The 17,766-nt window shown below is 59.6% G+C and carries 13 protein-coding genes; 5 read left to right on the plus strand and 8 right to left on the minus strand.

Going from position 1 to position 17,766, the window contains the following annotated elements; all coding sequences use genetic code 11:
- Positions 1–226: 226 nt before the first annotated feature.
- Both AB5Y89_RS00395 and AB5Y89_RS00400 read left to right on the plus strand, forming a co-directional pair.
- Positions 227–1,255, plus strand: a complete 1,029-nt coding sequence (locus AB5Y89_RS00395; protein WP_143248371.1) for a hypothetical protein — start codon at positions 227–229, stop codon at positions 1,253–1,255.
- A gap of 465 nt (positions 1,256–1,720) precedes the next feature.
- Positions 1,721–2,176 (plus strand): YcgN family cysteine cluster protein, encoded by a 456-nt coding sequence (locus AB5Y89_RS00400; protein ID WP_005300228.1) that lies wholly within the window; start codon positions 1,721–1,723, stop codon positions 2,174–2,176.
- A 116-nt stretch (positions 2,177–2,292) separates the two neighbouring features.
- Here the strand turns inward: AB5Y89_RS00400 and AB5Y89_RS00405 are convergent, their stop codons facing one another.
- The 5 genes from AB5Y89_RS00405 to phnR all read right to left on the minus strand — a co-directional run bounded on the left by AB5Y89_RS00405 (position 2,293) and on the right by phnR (position 8,654).
- A complete protein-coding gene (locus AB5Y89_RS00405) occupies positions 2,293–3,699 on the minus strand; it encodes an FAD-dependent oxidoreductase (protein ID WP_323949867.1) in 1,407 nt (468 codons plus the stop codon).
- Between the two features lie 18 nt (positions 3,700–3,717).
- Positions 3,718–5,454, minus strand: coding sequence for a putative 2-aminoethylphosphonate ABC transporter permease subunit (locus AB5Y89_RS00410; protein ID WP_368222629.1), 1,737 nt, complete (start codon positions 5,452–5,454; stop codon positions 3,718–3,720).
- Positions 5,451–6,545, minus strand: a complete 1,095-nt coding sequence (locus tag AB5Y89_RS00415; RefSeq protein ID WP_368222631.1) for a putative 2-aminoethylphosphonate ABC transporter ATP-binding protein — start codon at positions 6,543–6,545, stop codon at positions 5,451–5,453. Before AB5Y89_RS00415 ends, AB5Y89_RS00410 begins: the two co-directional genes overlap by 4 nt.
- A 261-nt stretch (positions 6,546–6,806) precedes the next feature.
- Positions 6,807–7,826 (minus strand): putative 2-aminoethylphosphonate ABC transporter substrate-binding protein, encoded by a 1,020-nt coding sequence (locus AB5Y89_RS00420; protein ID WP_139737218.1) that lies wholly within the window; start codon positions 7,824–7,826, stop codon positions 6,807–6,809.
- 120 nt (positions 7,827–7,946) lie between these two features.
- Complete coding sequence (gene phnR / locus AB5Y89_RS00425; protein ID WP_029303195.1) at positions 7,947–8,654, minus strand: phosphonate utilization transcriptional regulator PhnR; 708 nt, start codon at positions 8,652–8,654, stop codon at positions 7,947–7,949.
- 253 nt (positions 8,655–8,907) lie between these two features.
- On the opposite strand from phnR, the gene phnW reads away from it, so the two are divergent.
- The 3 genes from phnW to phnX are packed head-to-tail and all read left to right on the plus strand — an operon-like array spanning position 8,908 to position 12,303.
- Positions 8,908–10,047, plus strand: a complete 1,140-nt coding sequence (gene phnW / locus AB5Y89_RS00430; protein WP_368222633.1) for a 2-aminoethylphosphonate--pyruvate transaminase — start codon at positions 8,908–8,910, stop codon at positions 10,045–10,047.
- Positions 10,047–11,471, plus strand: coding sequence for an aspartate aminotransferase family protein (locus AB5Y89_RS00435; protein ID WP_368222665.1), 1,425 nt, complete (start codon positions 10,047–10,049; stop codon positions 11,469–11,471). Before phnW ends, AB5Y89_RS00435 begins: the two co-directional genes overlap by 1 nt.
- Positions 11,464–12,303 (plus strand): phosphonoacetaldehyde hydrolase, encoded by an 840-nt coding sequence (gene phnX / locus AB5Y89_RS00440; RefSeq protein ID WP_368222634.1) that lies wholly within the window; start codon positions 11,464–11,466, stop codon positions 12,301–12,303. The genes AB5Y89_RS00435 and phnX overlap by 8 nt, the downstream gene beginning before the upstream one ends.
- A 121-nt stretch (positions 12,304–12,424) precedes the next feature.
- Here phnX and pflB read toward each other — a convergent pair whose 3' ends face one another.
- The 3 genes from pflB to ycaO all read right to left on the minus strand — a co-directional run bounded on the left by pflB (position 12,425) and on the right by ycaO (position 17,738).
- Positions 12,425–14,707 carry a formate C-acetyltransferase gene (gene pflB / locus AB5Y89_RS00445; RefSeq protein WP_010674504.1) on the minus strand — a complete coding sequence of 761 codons (2,283 nt, stop codon included), beginning with the start codon at positions 14,705–14,707 and terminating at the stop codon, positions 12,425–12,427.
- 41 nt (positions 14,708–14,748) lie between these two features.
- Positions 14,749–15,597, minus strand: a complete 849-nt coding sequence (focA, locus tag AB5Y89_RS00450) for a formate transporter FocA (protein WP_368222635.1) — start codon at positions 15,595–15,597, stop codon at positions 14,749–14,751.
- A 380-nt stretch (positions 15,598–15,977) separates the two neighbouring features.
- A complete protein-coding gene (gene ycaO / locus AB5Y89_RS00455; RefSeq protein WP_368222636.1) occupies positions 15,978–17,738 on the minus strand; it encodes a 30S ribosomal protein S12 methylthiotransferase accessory factor YcaO in 1,761 nt (586 codons plus the stop codon).
- Between the last annotated feature and the right edge of the window lie 28 nt (positions 17,739–17,766).

The raw sequence follows: 17,766 nt of genomic DNA on the forward strand, positions 1-17,766 counted from the left end.
GGCATTTTTTATGGGGATAGTTTGCTTTTTCGCCTGCGTAACTTAATTCAGTACACATCTCAGCTCAAAGGGGCGCGATGAAGGCGCTGGTCTCTGCGTGCGATGAATTGAAGACCATTATGTAAACAATACAGTCATAATAATAAAATTTGCACATGCTGAATGGCGGACTATATTCTTATGGCTTGCAAATGATATCAGTGTCAATACTGCTGGGGAGGGTAATATGATGACTTCGAAAAGTATGTTTTTATTTTGTTTTTCTTCTGCACTTATTTCTGGCTGTTCTAGTAATCTAAGTGCAGTAGATAAACTGACTAGCTCGACTCAAAATGATGGCGGTATTTCATCTTACTTTAATGACATTCCATTTCAAAGTCGCTTTCTTGCAATAAATGGCCAACTTCCTATAGATACTGTTGGAATGCCTTGCGTTGCGAGTAGTTATCGTGTGCCATATTCAATGATATGTCTGAGTACAGATAAGTCGAAAGTCATCGAATATGACTACCCCGTGACAGGAAATCCTGGTAAAAAAATAAAAGACATTAAAAACAGCCTCACTAATTTAGAGAAAAAATCACAAGACTTAGTTACCAAATTGCTTGTTAAGGCTACTTGCAAAAATGCAGGAAAAGAAGAGTGCACAGCGGAGATTGAGAGTGCATCTACTGCTCAGTCAGAATTTCAATCTTTACAGGCGGAAGTATTATCAAAGTTGTCAGATGGTAATACGTTTATATTTCAGTGGAGCAGCACAGCCGGTGGTGGATTCGATGTAGAAGCTGACCCCTATGGGAAAATTGATGGGCAGGGTGGCTATCAGAATAGTGGAATTACAATCGTGTCTGGTTTACGCATATCCCAATTTTTAGTGGGAAATGATATCAGCAGTATTTATCAGAATTTGCCAAAGGATACTAAATTAGCAACATTTGTCATGCAGGCACAAGGAATTGCATATATAAGTACTCGAAGCATTAGTGCTACGGTGCAAGCTCGTTTAGGGCTAACGCCCACTCAATTTAGTGACATAATAAGCACTTTGTCTGGCGCTCAGAAAATACAACTGGCAGCAGCTTTCAATTATGTAAGTAGCCTGAGTAATGAAGGTCAATTTCACACTGTAAATAAAAACATTAAAGATGTTCCGACGTGGCATACAACAGGTAAGATAGAAGACCATGGATATCAAACTTTCTATGCAACCATGACAAAATTAGATGAGCTTAAAAAAATGATTGAGAGAAAATAGTAAATTACCTACAGACCATATCTGCATATGCAGTGTGATTATATATGGTTGTTTTATAGTTTGGTTTGTGAACCACAGAGTCATTTTAACAACTTTTTTCAATATATTTTGACAGTTTTTGTGGTTGTATTATCGCAGTGTAATTGGATGCTTGAAAAACATTGTTGATGCTTTCCAATTTATTCGAGTGAAATGCCATTTTTGACATTGCAATTGTTTGATGTGGCTATTGATAGAGTAATGCCTTGACCAAGAAAGTCTGATACTCATACTCAATAGGGCAATTCAACCCATCATGGGAACATTAGAATTTCAAAATTTATTGTCTTGTATCTATTTGTCTCCCCTTGTTTTACCGACAGCTACTAGTGAGTAGGCGAGCAAGGTTCTTCTGCCAACCTTGAAAAATCAGGCCATAGGGCGTATAACCACGCGCTTGTCAGTGTATTGAGTGAGCCAATTTTTATGCAGCAGAGTGAACCCGTGCAGAACGCCCCCTTTTGGCAGGTGAAGAGCCTGCAGCAGATGACTATGACCGAGTGGGAGTCCCTGTGCGACGGCTGCGGCAAGTGCTGCCTGAACAAGCTGATCGACGAGGACACCGAGGAGCTGGTGTTCACCAACGTGGCCTGCAACCTGCTCAATACCAAGACCTGCCAGTGCTCCGACTACGGCAACCGCTTTAAAAAAGAGCCGGACTGCCTGCAGATCACCCACGACAAGATTGCCGAATATGACTGGCTGCCGTCGACTTGCGCCTACCGCCTGCTGGCGGAGGGGCAGAGCCTGCCAGAGTGGCATCCGCTGATCACCGGCAGCCGCAGCGCCATGCACCAGGCCGGCCAGTCGGTGCGCGGCAAGGTGGTGCACGAGGTGGATGCCGGCGACTGGATCGATCACATCATTACCTGGGCCAGCTAACGCCAGGCCCGCCTATCGGGCCAGCCGCGAGCCGTACCAACTGCAAAGGGGCAGGGGAGTCATCACTCTCCTGCCCCTTCGGCTTCTGGGCTCCTTCCGAAGCGCCGTGAAGGCGCCTATTTGTCCGCCTTGCCGGCCGCATCGGCAAGTTTGGCCAGCTGTTTGTCATACCAGGCCACCGGGCGGTTCTCATCCTCTGCCCGCTCCTTGCGCCGGATGGCGTTGCGCACCGCCATGGCGCCCAGCCAGCGAAACGGCTCTGGCGGGAAGTAGCCGCGTGGGCCGCTCACCAGCGCGCAGTCGCGCCACGGCTTGTCTTCTTCCCGCACCTCATCTCTCACCAACGCCGCCAGGATCTGGCCACCCATCCAGCTCTGTGCCACCCCGTTGCCGGAATAGCCGAGGCCATAGACGATATTGGGCTGCCCTCGCCAGTGGCCGAAGAAGGGGAGGCCATCCACCGAGCGGTCGGAGGCGCCGCACCAGCTGGCGGCGATGGGGACCTCTTTGAGCGCCGGAAAGAAGCGGCGCAGGGTGCGGGTGAGGGGGGCAAGATAACGACTCGGCGCATCGAACTCGGCCAGATGGCGGTTAGCAAAGGCGAAGGTGTTGCCCCCCTTGCCCAGCATCAGCCGCCCTTGCGCGGTGGATCGGTAGTAGTGCACAAAGGTGCGGCCATCCACCACGCTGCGGCCGTGATTGAGCTGCTGGGCGGCAAGCGCCTGTGGTGCCGGCTCGGTGATCACCATATCGGAGGAGACCAGCACGATACTGCGGCGAAACTCGCGAAAGTGCGCCGTCATGGCGCTGTTGAGGGCCAGCACCACCTTGCGGGCACGCACCTCGCCCTGCGGCGTTTGCACCCGCGCCGGCTGGCCCGCCTCAAGGCGCTGCATGGGGGAGCCTTCATAGACCTCGACCCCCAGCTCCCGCGCCACCCGCAGCAAGCCGCGCACCAGCAGTGCCGGTTGCACCGAGCCCGCGTGGGGGCTGTAGAGCCCCTCCAGATGAACGTGAGAGCCGCTCTGGCTCGCCAGTTCACCCTCCGCAATTGCCTGCCACTGGTTAAGGTCGGCTCGCTGTAGCTCACGTAATACCGGCTCCATCAGGCCGCGCTGCGCCTCGCTGGTGGCGGTGTAACAGGTGCCCTCGACCCTCAGCTGTGCCTCAATATTGTGCTGTTCGCAGAAGCGGGCAATCTCGTGCACCGCCTGCTCGGATCCTTGCACCAGCCAGGCGGCCTGCTGCTCGCCAAAGAGGCGCTTTAAGGTCAGGTATTTGGCCGACCAGGTGAGCAGGCAGCCGCCGTTGCGCCCGGAGGCGCCGCTGCCGCAGCGATCTTTCTCCAGCACCAGGATGCGCAAGTGTGGCTCGGCCTGTTTGAGCGCGATGGCGCTCCAGAGCCCGGTAAAGCCGCCACCGACGATGCAGACATCGACCTCGTGGTGGCCGACGAGGGGCGTGGGGGCCGCAGGTTGTTCGGCGGCGAGCGCTTCGGCCAGCCAGAAGGGGAGAGTGGACATCATGACTCCTCCACAAGGTTATGGGTGGTGCCAGCGCTGGGTGCGATCCAGCAGGGCGCGGCTCAAAAAGAGCTGGAGCAGCTTGACGGTAGCGGCGGCCAGCAGGATCAGGGTGGCCATGGCGGCGGCCGCGGCGGTATCGCCGGAATCCTCCATGTTCAGCACGGCGATGGAGGCGAGCACGCTGTCGCTCGAATAGAGGAAGATCACCGCCGAGGTGGTGGTCATGGCGTTGACGAACAGATAGATAAAGATCTCCAAGAGCGCGGGCAGGGAGGCGGGCAGGGTGACTCGCCAGAACGCCTTCCAGAGCGGAATGCGCAATGAGATGGCCACCAGCTCCAGCTCCTTGGGCAGTTGCTTGAGGCTGGTCAGCGCCGTCATATGGCCCACCGTGTAGTAGTGGATGACGCAGGAGAGCACCATCAGCGGCAGAGTGCCATAGAGGCTGCCAAAGAGCGGATTGCCGTTGAAAAAGAAGATGTAACCCAGCCCCAGCACCATGCCGGGTACCGCCAGCGACAGCATGGCTAAGAGATGCAGCAGCTGGCGCAGCCATGGGAAGTGGCGCCCCTTCTCCTGTGCCCAGGCCAGCACCATCACCAGCACGGTGCCGATCAGCGCGGTATAGAGGCCCAGCTGCAGGGTGTTGGTAAAGGGCTGCCAGCCATAGATGCTGTTGCTGTCAAAGGCGTAGTGATCCAGCGTCAGAGCGAGGTTGTAGGGCCAGAACTGTACCAGCGAGCCGTAAACGGCCATCCCCACCAGCGCCAGAAACAGCAGGGCCCAGAGCGTGCACCAGCCGAGCGCCAGCAGATCCCGCAGCCGATGTGGTTTGGGCTGATAGGGCACCGCCTTGGTGCTGCTCTGCTCCTGCATCTTGCTGCGCACTCTGTGCTCCAGCGCAAAGCTCAACAGTGCCGGCAGCAGCAGGGTGACGCTGGCAACGGCGCCCAGCGAGAAGTTCTGCATCCCGATCACCTGCCGGTAGATGTCGGTGGCCAGCACGCTGTACTGGCCGCCAATCACCTTGGCTACCCCGAAGTCGCAGATGGTGAGGGTGAAGACGGCGATGGCGGCGCTCAAAAGACCGTAGCGAGCGGTGGGCAGGGTGACGGTGACAAAGGTGCGCCAGCCGCTGCTGCCCAGCACCCGGGAGGCTTCATAGAGGCGGGCATCACTCTGACCGAGCGCCGTGATAAGGATCATCAGGGCGTGGGGGAAGCACCAGAAGCCCAGACCAATGACGATGCCGATGGGGCCGTAGATGCTCTCGCCGCCGAGCAGCCCCTTGGCGACCCCCTGATTGCCAAACCAGTAGACCAGACTGATGGCGGGCAACAGGGAGGGCATCAGGAGCGGGATCAAACCGATGAGGCGAAACAGCCCCTTGCCCGGCATGCAGGTACGGGTGAGGGCGTAGGCGTAGCCAAAGGCGATGGTCACCACCAGCGCGGTGATCAGCACCCCGAGCCAGAGGGTGTTGCCAATGGTGCGCCCCAGATGAGGGGAGTCGAAGTAGGCGCTGAAGTTGGCAAGCCCCACCCAGAGGCCGTTCTCATCCTGCAGACTCTTTTGCAGCATGGTGAGCAGCGGCAGCAAGAGGCCCCCCACCAGCAGGGCGATACCGAGCACCAGCAGGGTCAGCTGCAGCAGCTGATCCCGGCTCCAGCCGCGACAGAGCCGCTGCCAGCGGCCGTCTTGCCGGGCTGTCGCTGGCGGCAACAGGGAGGAGGTCGCAAGGGGGGCTGTCATGGACGCTCTCCTTCAAACAGCTGCATCGCCCCGGCGGGCCAGTGCAGGGAGCAGCACATGCCGCTGCGCCAGCCCCCCTGTTCGTGGCGGGGCAGCTCATGGGTCGGGCGCTCCACCAGGATCTGCTGCGGGCCCAGATAGGTGTCGGCGGTGCAGATAAGGCGCTGGGCGGCGCCGAGAAACTCCACCTGATCGATGGTTGCTTCAACGCCATGATGGCCAAGATACGGTTCGCTCGGCGCACTCAGGGTGATCGCCTCGGGGCGGATCGCCACCTGCAATTTGCTGCCGGCTACGGCCCGGTTGGTGAGTTGCAGCGGCTGCTCGTTGAGGCGCACCTGATTGGGGCCGAGCACCAGGGCATCGAGAAAGTTCATGGTGCCGACAAAGCTTGCCACGAAACGGCTGGCAGGCTGGTGGTAGATCGCCTGCGGGGTGCCCACCTGCACGATGCGGCCGCCCTCCATCACCACGATGCGATCGGCCATGGTCAGCGCCTCTTCCTGATCGTGGGTCACCATGATGGTGGTAATGCCAAGGCGCTGCTGCAGGGCGCGGATCTCGCTACGAAGGTGGGTGCGAACCAGCGCATCCAGCGCGCTGAGCGGTTCGTCCAGCAGCAACAGGCCGGGGGAGAGGGCCAGCGCCCGGGCCAGCGCCACCCGCTGCTGTTGGCCGCCGGAGATCTGGCTTGGGTATTTGTGGGACTGGGCAGTGAGATCCACCAGCCCCAGCCAGTGATCTACCCGCTCCTTGATGAGATCCCGTGCCAGCCCCTGATTCTCAAGGCCGAAGGCGATGTTCTGGGCCACCGTCAGGTTGGGGAAGAGGGCATAGGACTGAAACACGATGCCAAAGTCGCGCTGCTGGGGCGGCAGCCGGGAGATATTGCGCCCCCCTTGCCAGATCTCGCCGCTGTCCGGCAGATCCAGCCCGGCGATGGCTCTGAGCAGGGTGGTCTTGCCGCAGCCGGAGGGGCCGAGAAAGCAGATAAACTCTCCCGGCTCAATGGTCAGAGAGATCCCCTTGAGGGCCTGAAAAGCACCGAACTGCTTGTTGAGATGTTGAATGTCCAGATAGGGCTGGGTCATGGTTCGACTCGCTACTGATTTGGTATATACCAGCTTGCGGGTGAAGTGTGACGGTCAGGTGATCGAGGGATGACAGCTTGATGACAGTCAGATGACGAAGGGTCACCAGCAAGTGGCTTGGCACCGTGCGGATGGGTGAGGCGTCGCTAATTGAAGGCAATACAAACTCGGGAAGTTAAAAAGGCCAACACCTGTTGGCCTTCGACTGGCAGTTCATTGGTGGTTGTGTGTGGGGCGTGAACAAACCGCAGCCCTTCACGCTTACTGCTTGGCTTCGGTCTTGCCGTCGAAGCTGGCACTCCACTGGGCCAGGATGGCGTTACGCTCGCGGGCTGCCCAGCTAAAGTCGTTGTCGATCATCTGGCCTTTGATATCAGCCGGATAGCCCGCTCTCGGTTGGGCTACATCGGGGATGGCGACCACTGCGAACGACTTGTTGTAGAGGGCGTTGGCCTGTTCGGTGGCGGCAAAGTCGAGCAGCTGTTTGGCGGCTTCCAGCTTGGGGGTGCCCTTGATGATGGCGGCGGCTTCCATATCCCAGCCCGACCCCTCTTTCGGGAACACCACCTCAATGGGGGCCCCCTTGGCCTTGAGGCTGGTGGCCGGGAAGTCGAAGGAGATGCCGATCACCGTCTCGCCGCTGGCGGCCAGCTTGCAGGGGGCGGAGCCCGAGTGGGTGTAACGGTCGATGTTCTGGTGCAGACCGTTCATGAATTGCCAGCCCTGCTTCTCACCCATGGTCTGCAGCCAGCCAGCGACGCTCAGGTAACCGGTGCCGGAGGAGCTGGGGTTGGGCATGATCACCTTGCCCTTGTAGATGGGCTTGGTGAGGTCGGCCCAGCTGGTGGGCGCCGGGATCCCCTGCTTTTCCGCCTCTACCTTGTTGAAGCAGATGGCGCTGAAGAAGGCGTCCAGACCGATCCAGTGCGGCTCGGCCTTGCTGTCGCGAAAGCGGCTGTCGAGCTTGTCCAGCCCTTTCGGTGCATAGGCATTGAGCATCTGCTGCTGATCGAGCTGCATCAGGCTGGTCGCCGCCAGTCCCCATACCACATCCGCTTTGGGCTGGGCTTTTTCTGCCAGCAAGCGGGCGGTGACCACGCCGGTGGAGTCACGCACCCACTTGATGTTGATATCCGGATGCTGGCGCTCGAACGCGGTTTTCAGCTCGTTGAGCTGCTCCGGTTCGAAGGCGGTGTAGACGGTGAGGTCGGTCGCGGCCAGTGCCGGGGCGGTCATGGCAGCCAGTACGGCGGCGGCCAGCAGATGGGTTCCCTGTTTCATCCTCTTCTCCAGTTAAATTGGTTTGGTATAAACCAGATTGGTCGAGAGAGAGGCTAGGGGATCTTTATGACGTGACCGTGACAGCCCCGTGATGTTTTGCCGTCCCTGATTTGTTCATGATTAATCCTGGGTATCCACCTCGATCTCCAGACTGTCGTGGCGCCAGTACTCCAGATCGAAATCGAGCACCCGGCCGTGCTGATCGAAGTTGAGTCGCTCGAGGCGCAGGGCGGGCAGACCGGCGGTGGCCCCGAGCGCCTTGGCCACTTCGTCCGGCAGGGCGGTGGGGAAGAAGCGCACCTGCATGCGGGCGTAGTGGAGATCGTAATGGGCCTGGTAGATCTCGGTCAGACTGCCGTTGAGATCCAGCTCCAGCAGGCCGGGCACCCGCTCTGGCAGGCAGTGGTTCTCGCAGTAGCAGATGGCGCGCCCGTTGGCGTAGCGCAGTCGCTTGAGCAGAAACAGGCTGTCAAACGGCTTGAGTTGCAACTGCGCCATCAACGCGGGCGGCACCGCCTGGCGGCTTTTTTCCAGCAGCTCGGTGCGCGGCTCGCCCCCTTGCTCCCGCACTATCTGGTGAAAGTTGGAGGTGCGTCTGGGGTTGAGACTGAAACGCGGCGGGGTGACGAACCAGCCGCGGCGATCCTCCCGATAGATAAGGCCGTTCGCCTCCAACTGCACCAGCGCCTCGCGGATGGTAACCCTTGTGGTGCCATAGAGTTCCCCCAGCAGCCGCTCGGAGGGGAGCTTGTCGTTGGGGGCCAGGCCCCCCGCCAGGATCTGGTTGGCGAGGGCATCCTTGATCTGCAGGTATTGGGGTTTGCTCATGAAAATCCCTGGTTTTGCAATAAGTTGTGCAATGAGTTGGGACAGGGCTGGTCATCTGCCCTGTGGTTAAACGGCGACATCAAGATGTGTTGGTAGATACCAGTGTTAGGTCTGTGGTTCAGGCTTTCTAGATTATCGCGATCCCGGCGCTGAAAATGAATTTTTTGTTGCATGTAGTGCCACGCCTTTGACCTTGGCGGGGCAGTTATCCACAATGCGCTCATTCTGGTATATACCAAAAAGGAGCGAAGTCATGACCCATATTCCTGCGGCCCCCGCCGCCGTCGATTACCTGCTGCTGACCCCGGGCCCCCTCTCGACCACCGCGACTGTACGCGCCGCCATGCTGCAAGACAGCTGCACCTGGGATGCGGACTACAACCAGGGTGTGGTGGAGCCCATCCGCCGCGAGCTGGTGCGCCTCGCCGCCGGCCCGGAATATCAAAGCGACTACAGCGCCGTGCTGCTGCAAGGGAGCGGCAGCTATGTGGTGGAGAGCGTACTGGGCTCGGCGATAGGCGCCGATGAGTGCCTGCTCATCATCAACAACGGCGCCTACGGTGCCCGCATGGGGGAGATGGCCCGCTGCCTTGGCCTGCGCCACCATGAGCTCGACTGCGGCGAGACGACCCGCCCGGAACCCGCCGCCATCGAGGCGATGCTGGCGCGCCACCCCGAGATCACCCATCTGGCCATGGTGCACTGCGAGACCACCACCGGCATGCTCAACCCGCTCGACGAGGTGGCTCAGCTCTGCCAGCACCGCGGCATTCGCCTGATCGTCGATGCCATGAGCAGCTTTGGCGGTATCCCCATCGACATGGGGCGCCTTGGCATCGAGTTTCTCATCAGCTCTGCCAACAAGTGCATTCAGGGGGTGCCGGGCTTTGGCTTCGTCATCGCTCGCCGCGTGGCGCTCACGGCCTGCGCCGGTCATGCCCGTTCGGTCTCCCTCGACCTGCATGCCCAGTGGCAGACCATGGAGCAGCAAGGGGGCAAGTGGCGCTTTACCTCGCCCACCCATACCGTGCTTGCCTTTGCCCAAGCGCTGCGCGAGCTGGACGAAGAGGGGGGCATTGAAGCCCGTCATCGGCGCTACAGGGAAAATCAGCGCACGCTGGTGGATGGCATGTCTGCCCTCGGCTTTGCGCCGCTGCTGCCCGAGCAGTGGCAATCCCCCATCATTACCGCTTTCTACTCTCCGACCCACCCTGATTACCGCTTCGCCGACTTCTACCAGCGGCTCAAGGCGCAGGGCTTTGTCATCTATCCGGGCAAGGTCTCCCAGGCCGATTGCTTCCGTATCGGCAATATCGGCGACGTGACCCCAGAGCGGGTGCGCGCTCTGCTCGTCGCCATGACCAACGCCTGCTACTGGCAGGGGGCTGCGTGATGACTAGCATGGCGCCTCAGGGTTGCGATCAGCACGAACATAAGCTGCACGGCAGCGGCCGCGCCGACAGCGAAGGGGATATCAACCTTGGCGAGGGTCGGGCGCGCTGGTGGGCAGGTCAGAGCGAAGAGGTACAGGCCGGATTGGCGGAGGATAGCCGCTACTTCCTCCATCAGGCGCTCTCCACCCCCTGTCTGGATCTGATTGAGCGCGCGCAGGGGAGCTGGCTGACCAGTGTATCGGGCAAACAGTATCTCGATTTTCACGGCAACAGCGTCCATCAGCTGGGCCACGGCCACCCCAGAGTGGTGGCCGCGGTGCAGCAGCAACTCGCCGATCTGCCGTTTGCGCCCCGGCGCTACACCCATCAGGTCGCCATCGACTGCGCCCGCACCCTGGCCGAACTGGCCCCCGGCGATCTCAACCGGGTGTTGTTCGCCCCCGGCGGCAGCGAAGTGGTGGGGATTGCCCTGAAGCTCGCCCGTTTCATAACCGGCAACAGCAAGGTGGTGTCCCTGTGGGATGCCTTTCATGGCGCCTCCCTCGATGCCATCTCGGTCGGCGGCGAGGCCTGTTTTCGCGCCGGTATGGGCCCATTGATGGCCGGCGTAGAGCGCATCCCGCCGCCCACCCGTTATCGCGGCGTCTGGTATCGCGGGGAGGGGGATGATCTGCACTACGCCGATTATCTGGAGTACGTCATCGAGAAGGAGGGAGGGATCGGCGCCTTTATCGCCGAGCCGATCCGCAATACCGATGTACAGGTGCCCTCGAAGGCCTACTGGCAGCGGGTGCGGGAGATCTGCGATCGCCACAAGGTGCTGCTGATCGTCGACGAGATCCCCAATGCCCTGGGGCGCACTGGCCACTGGTTCAGCTTTGAAGAATTCGGCATCGAGCCCGACATCATCTGCCTGGGCAAAGGGTTGGGAGGCGGGGTGGTGCCATTTGCCGCGCTCATCACCCGCGACCGTTTCAATCAGGCCGCAGCTATTTCGCTGGGTCACTACACCCACGAGAAGAGCCCCATCGGCTGCGCGGCGGCCCTCGCCACGATAGAGACAATCCGCGAAGCGGGATTGTTGGCAAAAGCGCAGGAGGATGGCCGTTTTATGGCGGCCGAGCTCGGCAAGTTGGCCGAACGTCATCCGCTGATCGGGCAGGTGCGCGGTATCGGTTTGCTCTGGGCGCTCGATCTAGTGGTCGATCACCAGAGTCGCACCCGCAACAGCCAGGTCGCCGAGCGGCTGCTCTACCGCTGTCTTGAGCTGGGGCTCAGCTTCAAGGTCTCTCAGGGCAACGTCATCCAGCTCTCGCCCCCGCTTAATATCGCTCGCGCCGATCTGGTACGCGCCATCTCCATTCTCGATCGCGCCCTCGGCGAGATCGCACTTTCACCGAAACAGGAACACCACCATGACTGACTTGCAGATTGTTGTAGACCCGACCACCGACGTGGAGGCGCTGATCCTCGACTGGGCCGGCACCGTCGTCGATTTCGGCTCCTTCGCCCCCACCTCCATCTTCGTCGAGGCCTTCGCCCGCGCCTATGACTTCCCCGTGACCCTCGATGAGGCGCGCCAGCCCATGGGGCTGGGTAAGTGGGATCATATCGCGGCGCTCGGCCGTCTGCCCTCGGTGGATGCCCGTTGGCAGGCCCGCTTTGGCCACCCCATGAGCCACGCCGAGGTGGACCACATTTATCACACCTTTATGCCGCTGCAGATTGCCGCGGTGACCCGCTTCGCCGACCCCATCCCCGGTGTGCTACCGGTGCTGGAGGCACTGCGGGGGCAGGGGATGAAAATCGGCTCCTGCTCCGGTTACCCCCGTCCGGTGATGGAGGCGCTGGTACCTGCTGCGGCCGATCACGGCTATCGCCCGGATCACTGGGTCGCCACCGACGATCTCAAAGCGGGTGGTCGCCCCGGCCCCTGGATGGCGCTGGCCAACGTGATTGAGCTGGGAGTGAGTGCGGTGCATCGCTGCATCAAGGTGGATGACGCCGTGCCGGGTATCAGCGAAGGGCTTAACGCGGGCATGTGGACGGTGGGATTGTCGGTTTCCGGCAACGAATTTGGCGCCACCTGGGAAGCGTTTTCCGCCATGAACGAGGCGGAGATAGCCGCCCGGCGCGCACCGGCCGAGGCCAAACTGCGGGCGGCGGGGGCGCATTATGTGATTGATACCTTGGCCGACATCGCCCCGGTTATCGCCGATATCAACCGCCGTCTGGCGGCAGGAGAGCGGCCCTGAACAAGGCGGGATGAGAGGAGGGGAGAGCCGGCCTTGCCGGCAGGTTCAGGCCGATGCTCCCTGACTATCAGGCATAAAAAAACCGGCGCCTTGGCGCCGGTTTTTGTTCTCCGAGACTCTATTACAGAGAAGCGGTGAAGGTACGGGTGATGACGTCTTGCTGTTGCTCCTTGGTCAAGGAGTTGAAGCGAACGGCATAACCGGATACGCGGATGGTCAACTGCGGATATTTCTCCGGGTTTTCCATGGCGTCCAGCAGCATTTCACGGTTCATCACGTTGACGTTCAGGTGCTGACCACCTTCCAGGTTGGCTTCGTGGTGGAAGTAACCATCCATCAGGCCGGCCAGGTTGGCTTTCTGGGCTTCCATGTCTTTACCCAGCGCGTTCGGCACGATGGAGAAGGTATAGGAGATACCATCTTTGGCGTAAGCGAACGGCAGCTTGGCAACGGAAGTCAGGGAAGCAACGGCACCCTTCTGGTCACGACCGTGCATCGGGTTGGCACCCGGGCCGAACGGCGCACCGGCACGACGGCCATCCGGGGTGTTACCGGTCTTCTTGCCGTACACCACGTTGGAGGTGATGGTCAGCACGGACTGGGTAGCCACGGCACCACGGTAGGTGTTCAGCTTCTGAATCTTCTTCATGAAGCGCTCGACCAGGTCGCAGGCGATGTCATCGACGCGAGCGTCGTTGTTGCCGAACTGCGGGTACTCGCCTTCGATTTCGAAGTCGATGGAGACGCCATCGGCATCACGTACCGGCTTGACCTTGGCGTACTTGATGGCAGACAGGGAGTCAGCGGCTACGGACAGACCGGCGATACCACAAGCCATGGTGCGATAGACGTCACGGTCGTGCAGCGCCATCAGGGAGGCTTCGTAGCTGTACTTGTCGTGCATGTAGTGGATGATGTTCAGGGCGGCCACGTACTGCTTGGCCAGCCAGTCCATGAAGTGATCCAGTCTGTCCATCACGTCGTTGTAATCGAGGTACTCGGAGGTGACCATTTCGGTCTTCGGACCGACCTGGATCTTGAGCTTCTCGTCCATACCGCCATTGATTGCATACAGCATGGTCTTGGCCAGGTTGGCACGGGCACCGAAGAACTGCATCTGTTTGCCGACGATCATCGGGGACACACAGCAAGCGATGGCGTAGTCATCGTTGTTGAAGTCCGGACGCATCAGGTCGTCGTTCTCGTACTGAACGGAAGAGGTCTCGATGGATACCTTGGCGCAGTACTTCTTGAAACCGACCGGCAGCTTCTCGGACCACAGGATGGTCAGGTTCGGCTCAGGGGACGGGCCCATGGTGTACAGGGTGTTCAGCATACGGAAGCTGTTCTTGGTGACCAGGGTACGGCCGTCAACGCCCATACCGGCCAGGGTCTCGGTCGCCCACATCGGGTCGCCGGAGAACAGTGAATCGTATTCCGGGGTACGCAGGAAGCGAACCATACGCAGCTTCATGACCATGTGGTCCATCAGCTCCTGGGCTTCTTGCTCAGTGATCAGGCCTTTCTGCAGGTCACGCTCGATGTAGATGTCCAGGAAGCTGGAGGTACGACCGAAGGACATGGCCGCGCCGTTCTGGGACTTGACCGCCGCCAGGTAGGCGAAGTAGGTCCACTGTACGGCTTCTTTGGCGGTCTTGGCCGGTACGGAGATGTCGCAGCCATATTTGGCAGCCATCACCTTCATCTGTGCCAGGGCACGGTGCTGCTCGGAGATCTCTTCGCGCAGACGGATGGTGGCTTCCAGGTTGACACCGTTTTCCAGGTCAGCCTGCAGGGACTTGAACTGAGCCAGTTTGTCGGCCATCAGGAAGTCGATACCGTACAGGGCAACACGACGGTAGTCACCGATGATACGGCCACGGCCGTAGGCATCCGGCAGACCGGTGATGACGCCGGACTTGCGGCAGTTCAGGATGTCTTTGGTGTAGACGTCGAACACGCCCTGGTTGTGAGTCTTGCGGTACTCGGTGAAGATCTTCTCGACCATGGGGTCAAGCTGGCGACCGTACACTTCGCAAGAGGTCTTGACCATCTTGATACCGCCGTTGGCGATGATGGCGCGCTTGAGCGGCTTGTCGGTCTGCAGACCAACGATTTGCTCCAGGCTCTGATCGATATAGCCGGCATCGTGAGCGGTAATGGTGGAGGGCAGGTCGGTATCAAAATCGACCGGCGCGTGAGTGCGGTTCTCGATCTTGATGCCTTCCATGACCTTGTCCCACAGCTTGGTGGTGGCTTCGGTCGCGCCAGCCAGGAAGGACTCGTCACCTTCATACGGGGTGTAGTTCTTCTGGATGAAGTCACGGGTGTTGACAGAGGTCTGCCATTCACCGGCTGCGAAGCCTTCCCATGCTTTTTGGAACTGTTCGTTAAGTTCTGCCATTTTCATTACCTCTCAAGGTATTTATGTGTCTGCCGCCATCCTTAATGATGGCGACGGAAGATAAACCAGTAAGTCAGCCCAACCATGACGCCACCACCAATGATATTACCGATGGTGACAGGAATGAGGTTGTGCAGGACGAAGTTGGACACGGTCAGGTCGGCAAAGGTCGCCGGATCCTGGCCGATGGCCTGCCAGAATTCCGGGCCTGCGATGCTGTGAATGGCGATGCCGACCGGGATCATAAACATGTTTGCGATGCTGTGCTCGAAGCCGGAAGCGACGAACATGGCGACGGGGAGCAGCATCACCATCACCTTGTCGGTGGCGCTGCGGGCGCCGAAGGCCATCCACACGGCGAGACACACCATGAGGTTGCAGAGGATGCCAAGTGCCACGGCCTCGAAGAAGGTGTGGTGGATCTTGTGCTGGGCCACTTTCATGGCGTTCAGCCCCCACTGGCCATCCGCTGCCATGTATTGTGCCGACATGATGATGAGGCCGACGATGATGAGACCGCCGATGAGGTTGCCGAAGTAGACCAGTCCCCAGTTCTTGAGCAGCTGGGCCCAGCTGATGCGGTTCGCCGCCTTGGCTACCAGGGTGAGGGTAGTGGAGGTGAACAGTTCGGCGCCGAGCAGGACGCAGAGGATGAGGCCGAGGGAGAAGCAGATGCCGCCCACCAGCTTGGACATGCCCCAGGCCATGCCGCTTGAGCCCGTGGTGACGGTGATATAGAAGACGAAGGCAATGGCGATGAAGGCGCCAGCGGTGATGGCCAGGGGAATGACCTTGTATGCGGGCTTGGTGGCCTTGGCATAGGTAATGTCTTCGGCCAGGGCGGCGATGGCTTCGGGCTTCAGACAATCAAAGGGAGATTCTGCTTTCAATTCTCAGTACCTGCATATTTTGCCTGTGGAAATCATAACAAAGGGCCAGATCGTCAAAATTGACTCCGATCAAGAATTGCAGATTGTGAATGTAATTTTACTACAAAAATTTGAGTCCTCCGGCAGCGTTGCTTTACACTAGGTTTCAGCTGAAACATAAATGCTGATTTTTTAATGCAATGATTTTAAACAATTTATTTTTCATCGCCTAAAAATGGTACTGGCAAGGCATCTTTGCATCTCCCCAGCATTCTCTGCCCCGGTTTGGCAACCCCCTAAGAGGTATTTTTTGTTTTTTATTTCATCTTTGAATAACAAATCGCCTCTCTGGCGACCATAAAGCAAAAGGGGCCATCAGGGCCCCTTCACATACTACCACATCAGCCCCATGAGTGGGCTCGTTTGGCCTTCTGCAGCTTCTCATAGGCTGCCAGCAGCTTCTGATGCAGCGGGAACTGGGAGAGGGAGAGATCGGCGGCTTCCAGACCGTGGAAGCGCGCCTCGCCGCGGGCGTTGGCCCACGCCTGCGCCAGGGTCTCTTCCCCGAACATGCGGGCGAACACCGGACGGTACTGCTCGGGGTCGCGATCCTCGTCCAGGAAGAGCTCGACGCAGGCGCGCAGGGCGCGGTAGTAAGCTGCGCGATCCGCCGGGAACACCGACTGGTTGAACTCCATGGTCCAGTCAATGAGGTCGAGGGCGCTCTCCAGGTCGCCAGCGGCCAGCGCCAGCATGGCTTTGAGCTCACCGACGCGCAGGGTGTGCAGGGCAGTGCCCTTGGCGGCGGCGATGCCGAGCAGCTCGCGCACCCGGGTCCGCTCGTCGTGACCCTCTTCATCCAACTGGTCGAACAGGGCCATGTACTGCTCTGCGTCCCACTCGAGCGCCGGCAGCGCCAGGATGGTCTCCCGCAGGTGGGCCCCCATGGTGTTGTTGGCCAGCAGCAGATCTTCCACCGGATAGATGTCGGACATGCCGGGCACCAGGATACGGCAGGCGTAGACACCCAGGTGCTCGTAGTCGGCGATGTAGACCGGCTGCTCCAGCTCGTGGAAGATGCCGATCAGGTGGTCGAACTCCTCTTGCGAGGTGCCACGGAAGTCCCAGTCGGCAAACTCGAAGTCGGACTCTTCCTTGAACAGATCCCAGCTGATGAGGCCGGAGGAGTCGATGAAGTGGGTCTCCAGGTTGTGGTGATCCGCCACCTGCTCGTTGTCGAACGACGGCGGCACGAAGACGTCCAGATCCTTGAGGCTGCGCCCTTGCAGCAGTTCGGTGACGGTGCGCTCGAAGGCGACCTCGAAGCGCGGGTGGGCGCCGAAGGAGGCAAAGCAGGTGCCGTTGCTCGGGTTGAGCAGCACCACGCAGATGACCGGATAACGGCCGCCGAGGGAGGCATCGAAGCTGTAGATGGGGAAGCCTTCGGCCTCCAGCGCATCGATGGACGCCTTGATGCCGGGGTAACGGGCGATGACCTCGCCCGGGATCTGGGGCAGGCTGATGGCCTCGGCGATGATCTTGTTCTTCACGTGGCGCTCGAACACCTCCGACAGCCCCTGGGTGCGGGCTTCGGTGCGGGTGTTGCCGGCGCTCATGCCGTTGGAAACATACAGGTTGCCGACGATGTTCATCGGGATGTAGACGGTCTGGTGATCAGACTGGCGCTCGAAGGGCAGGGCGACGATGCCGCGTTCCTCGTTGCCGGATTGCAGGTCCACCAGCATGTCGGCGGTCACTTCCCCGTCCGGGTTGTAGAACTTGCGGGTGAAGGGGTCGAGCAGACCGGCGGGCAGCTGATCCCCCTCGATGGGGAACCACTTCTCGTTCGGGTAGTGGACGAAGTCGCCATTGGCGACCTGCTCGCCCAGGTAGAAATCGGCGAAGAAGTAGTTGGTGGAGAGACGCTCGAAATACTCGCCAAGGGCGGAGGCGAGCGCCGCCTTCTTGCTGGCACCCTTGCCGTTGGTGAAGCAGAGAGCGCACTCCTTGTCCCGGATGTGCACGGACCAGACGTTGGGCACGGGGTTGAGCCAGGAGGCCTCTTCGATATCAAACCCCAGGGCTTGCAGCTTGGTCTGGAAGCGTTCGATGGAATCTTCCAGCGCTGCGTCCTTGCCGGGAATAAAAGTGTGGTCGGTCATCACAATGTCCTGATTTTATGGGCTCATG

This window comes from Aeromonas sp. s4, assembly GCF_040907855.1.
GTDB lineage: Bacteria > Pseudomonadota > Gammaproteobacteria > Enterobacterales > Aeromonadaceae > Aeromonas > Aeromonas caviae.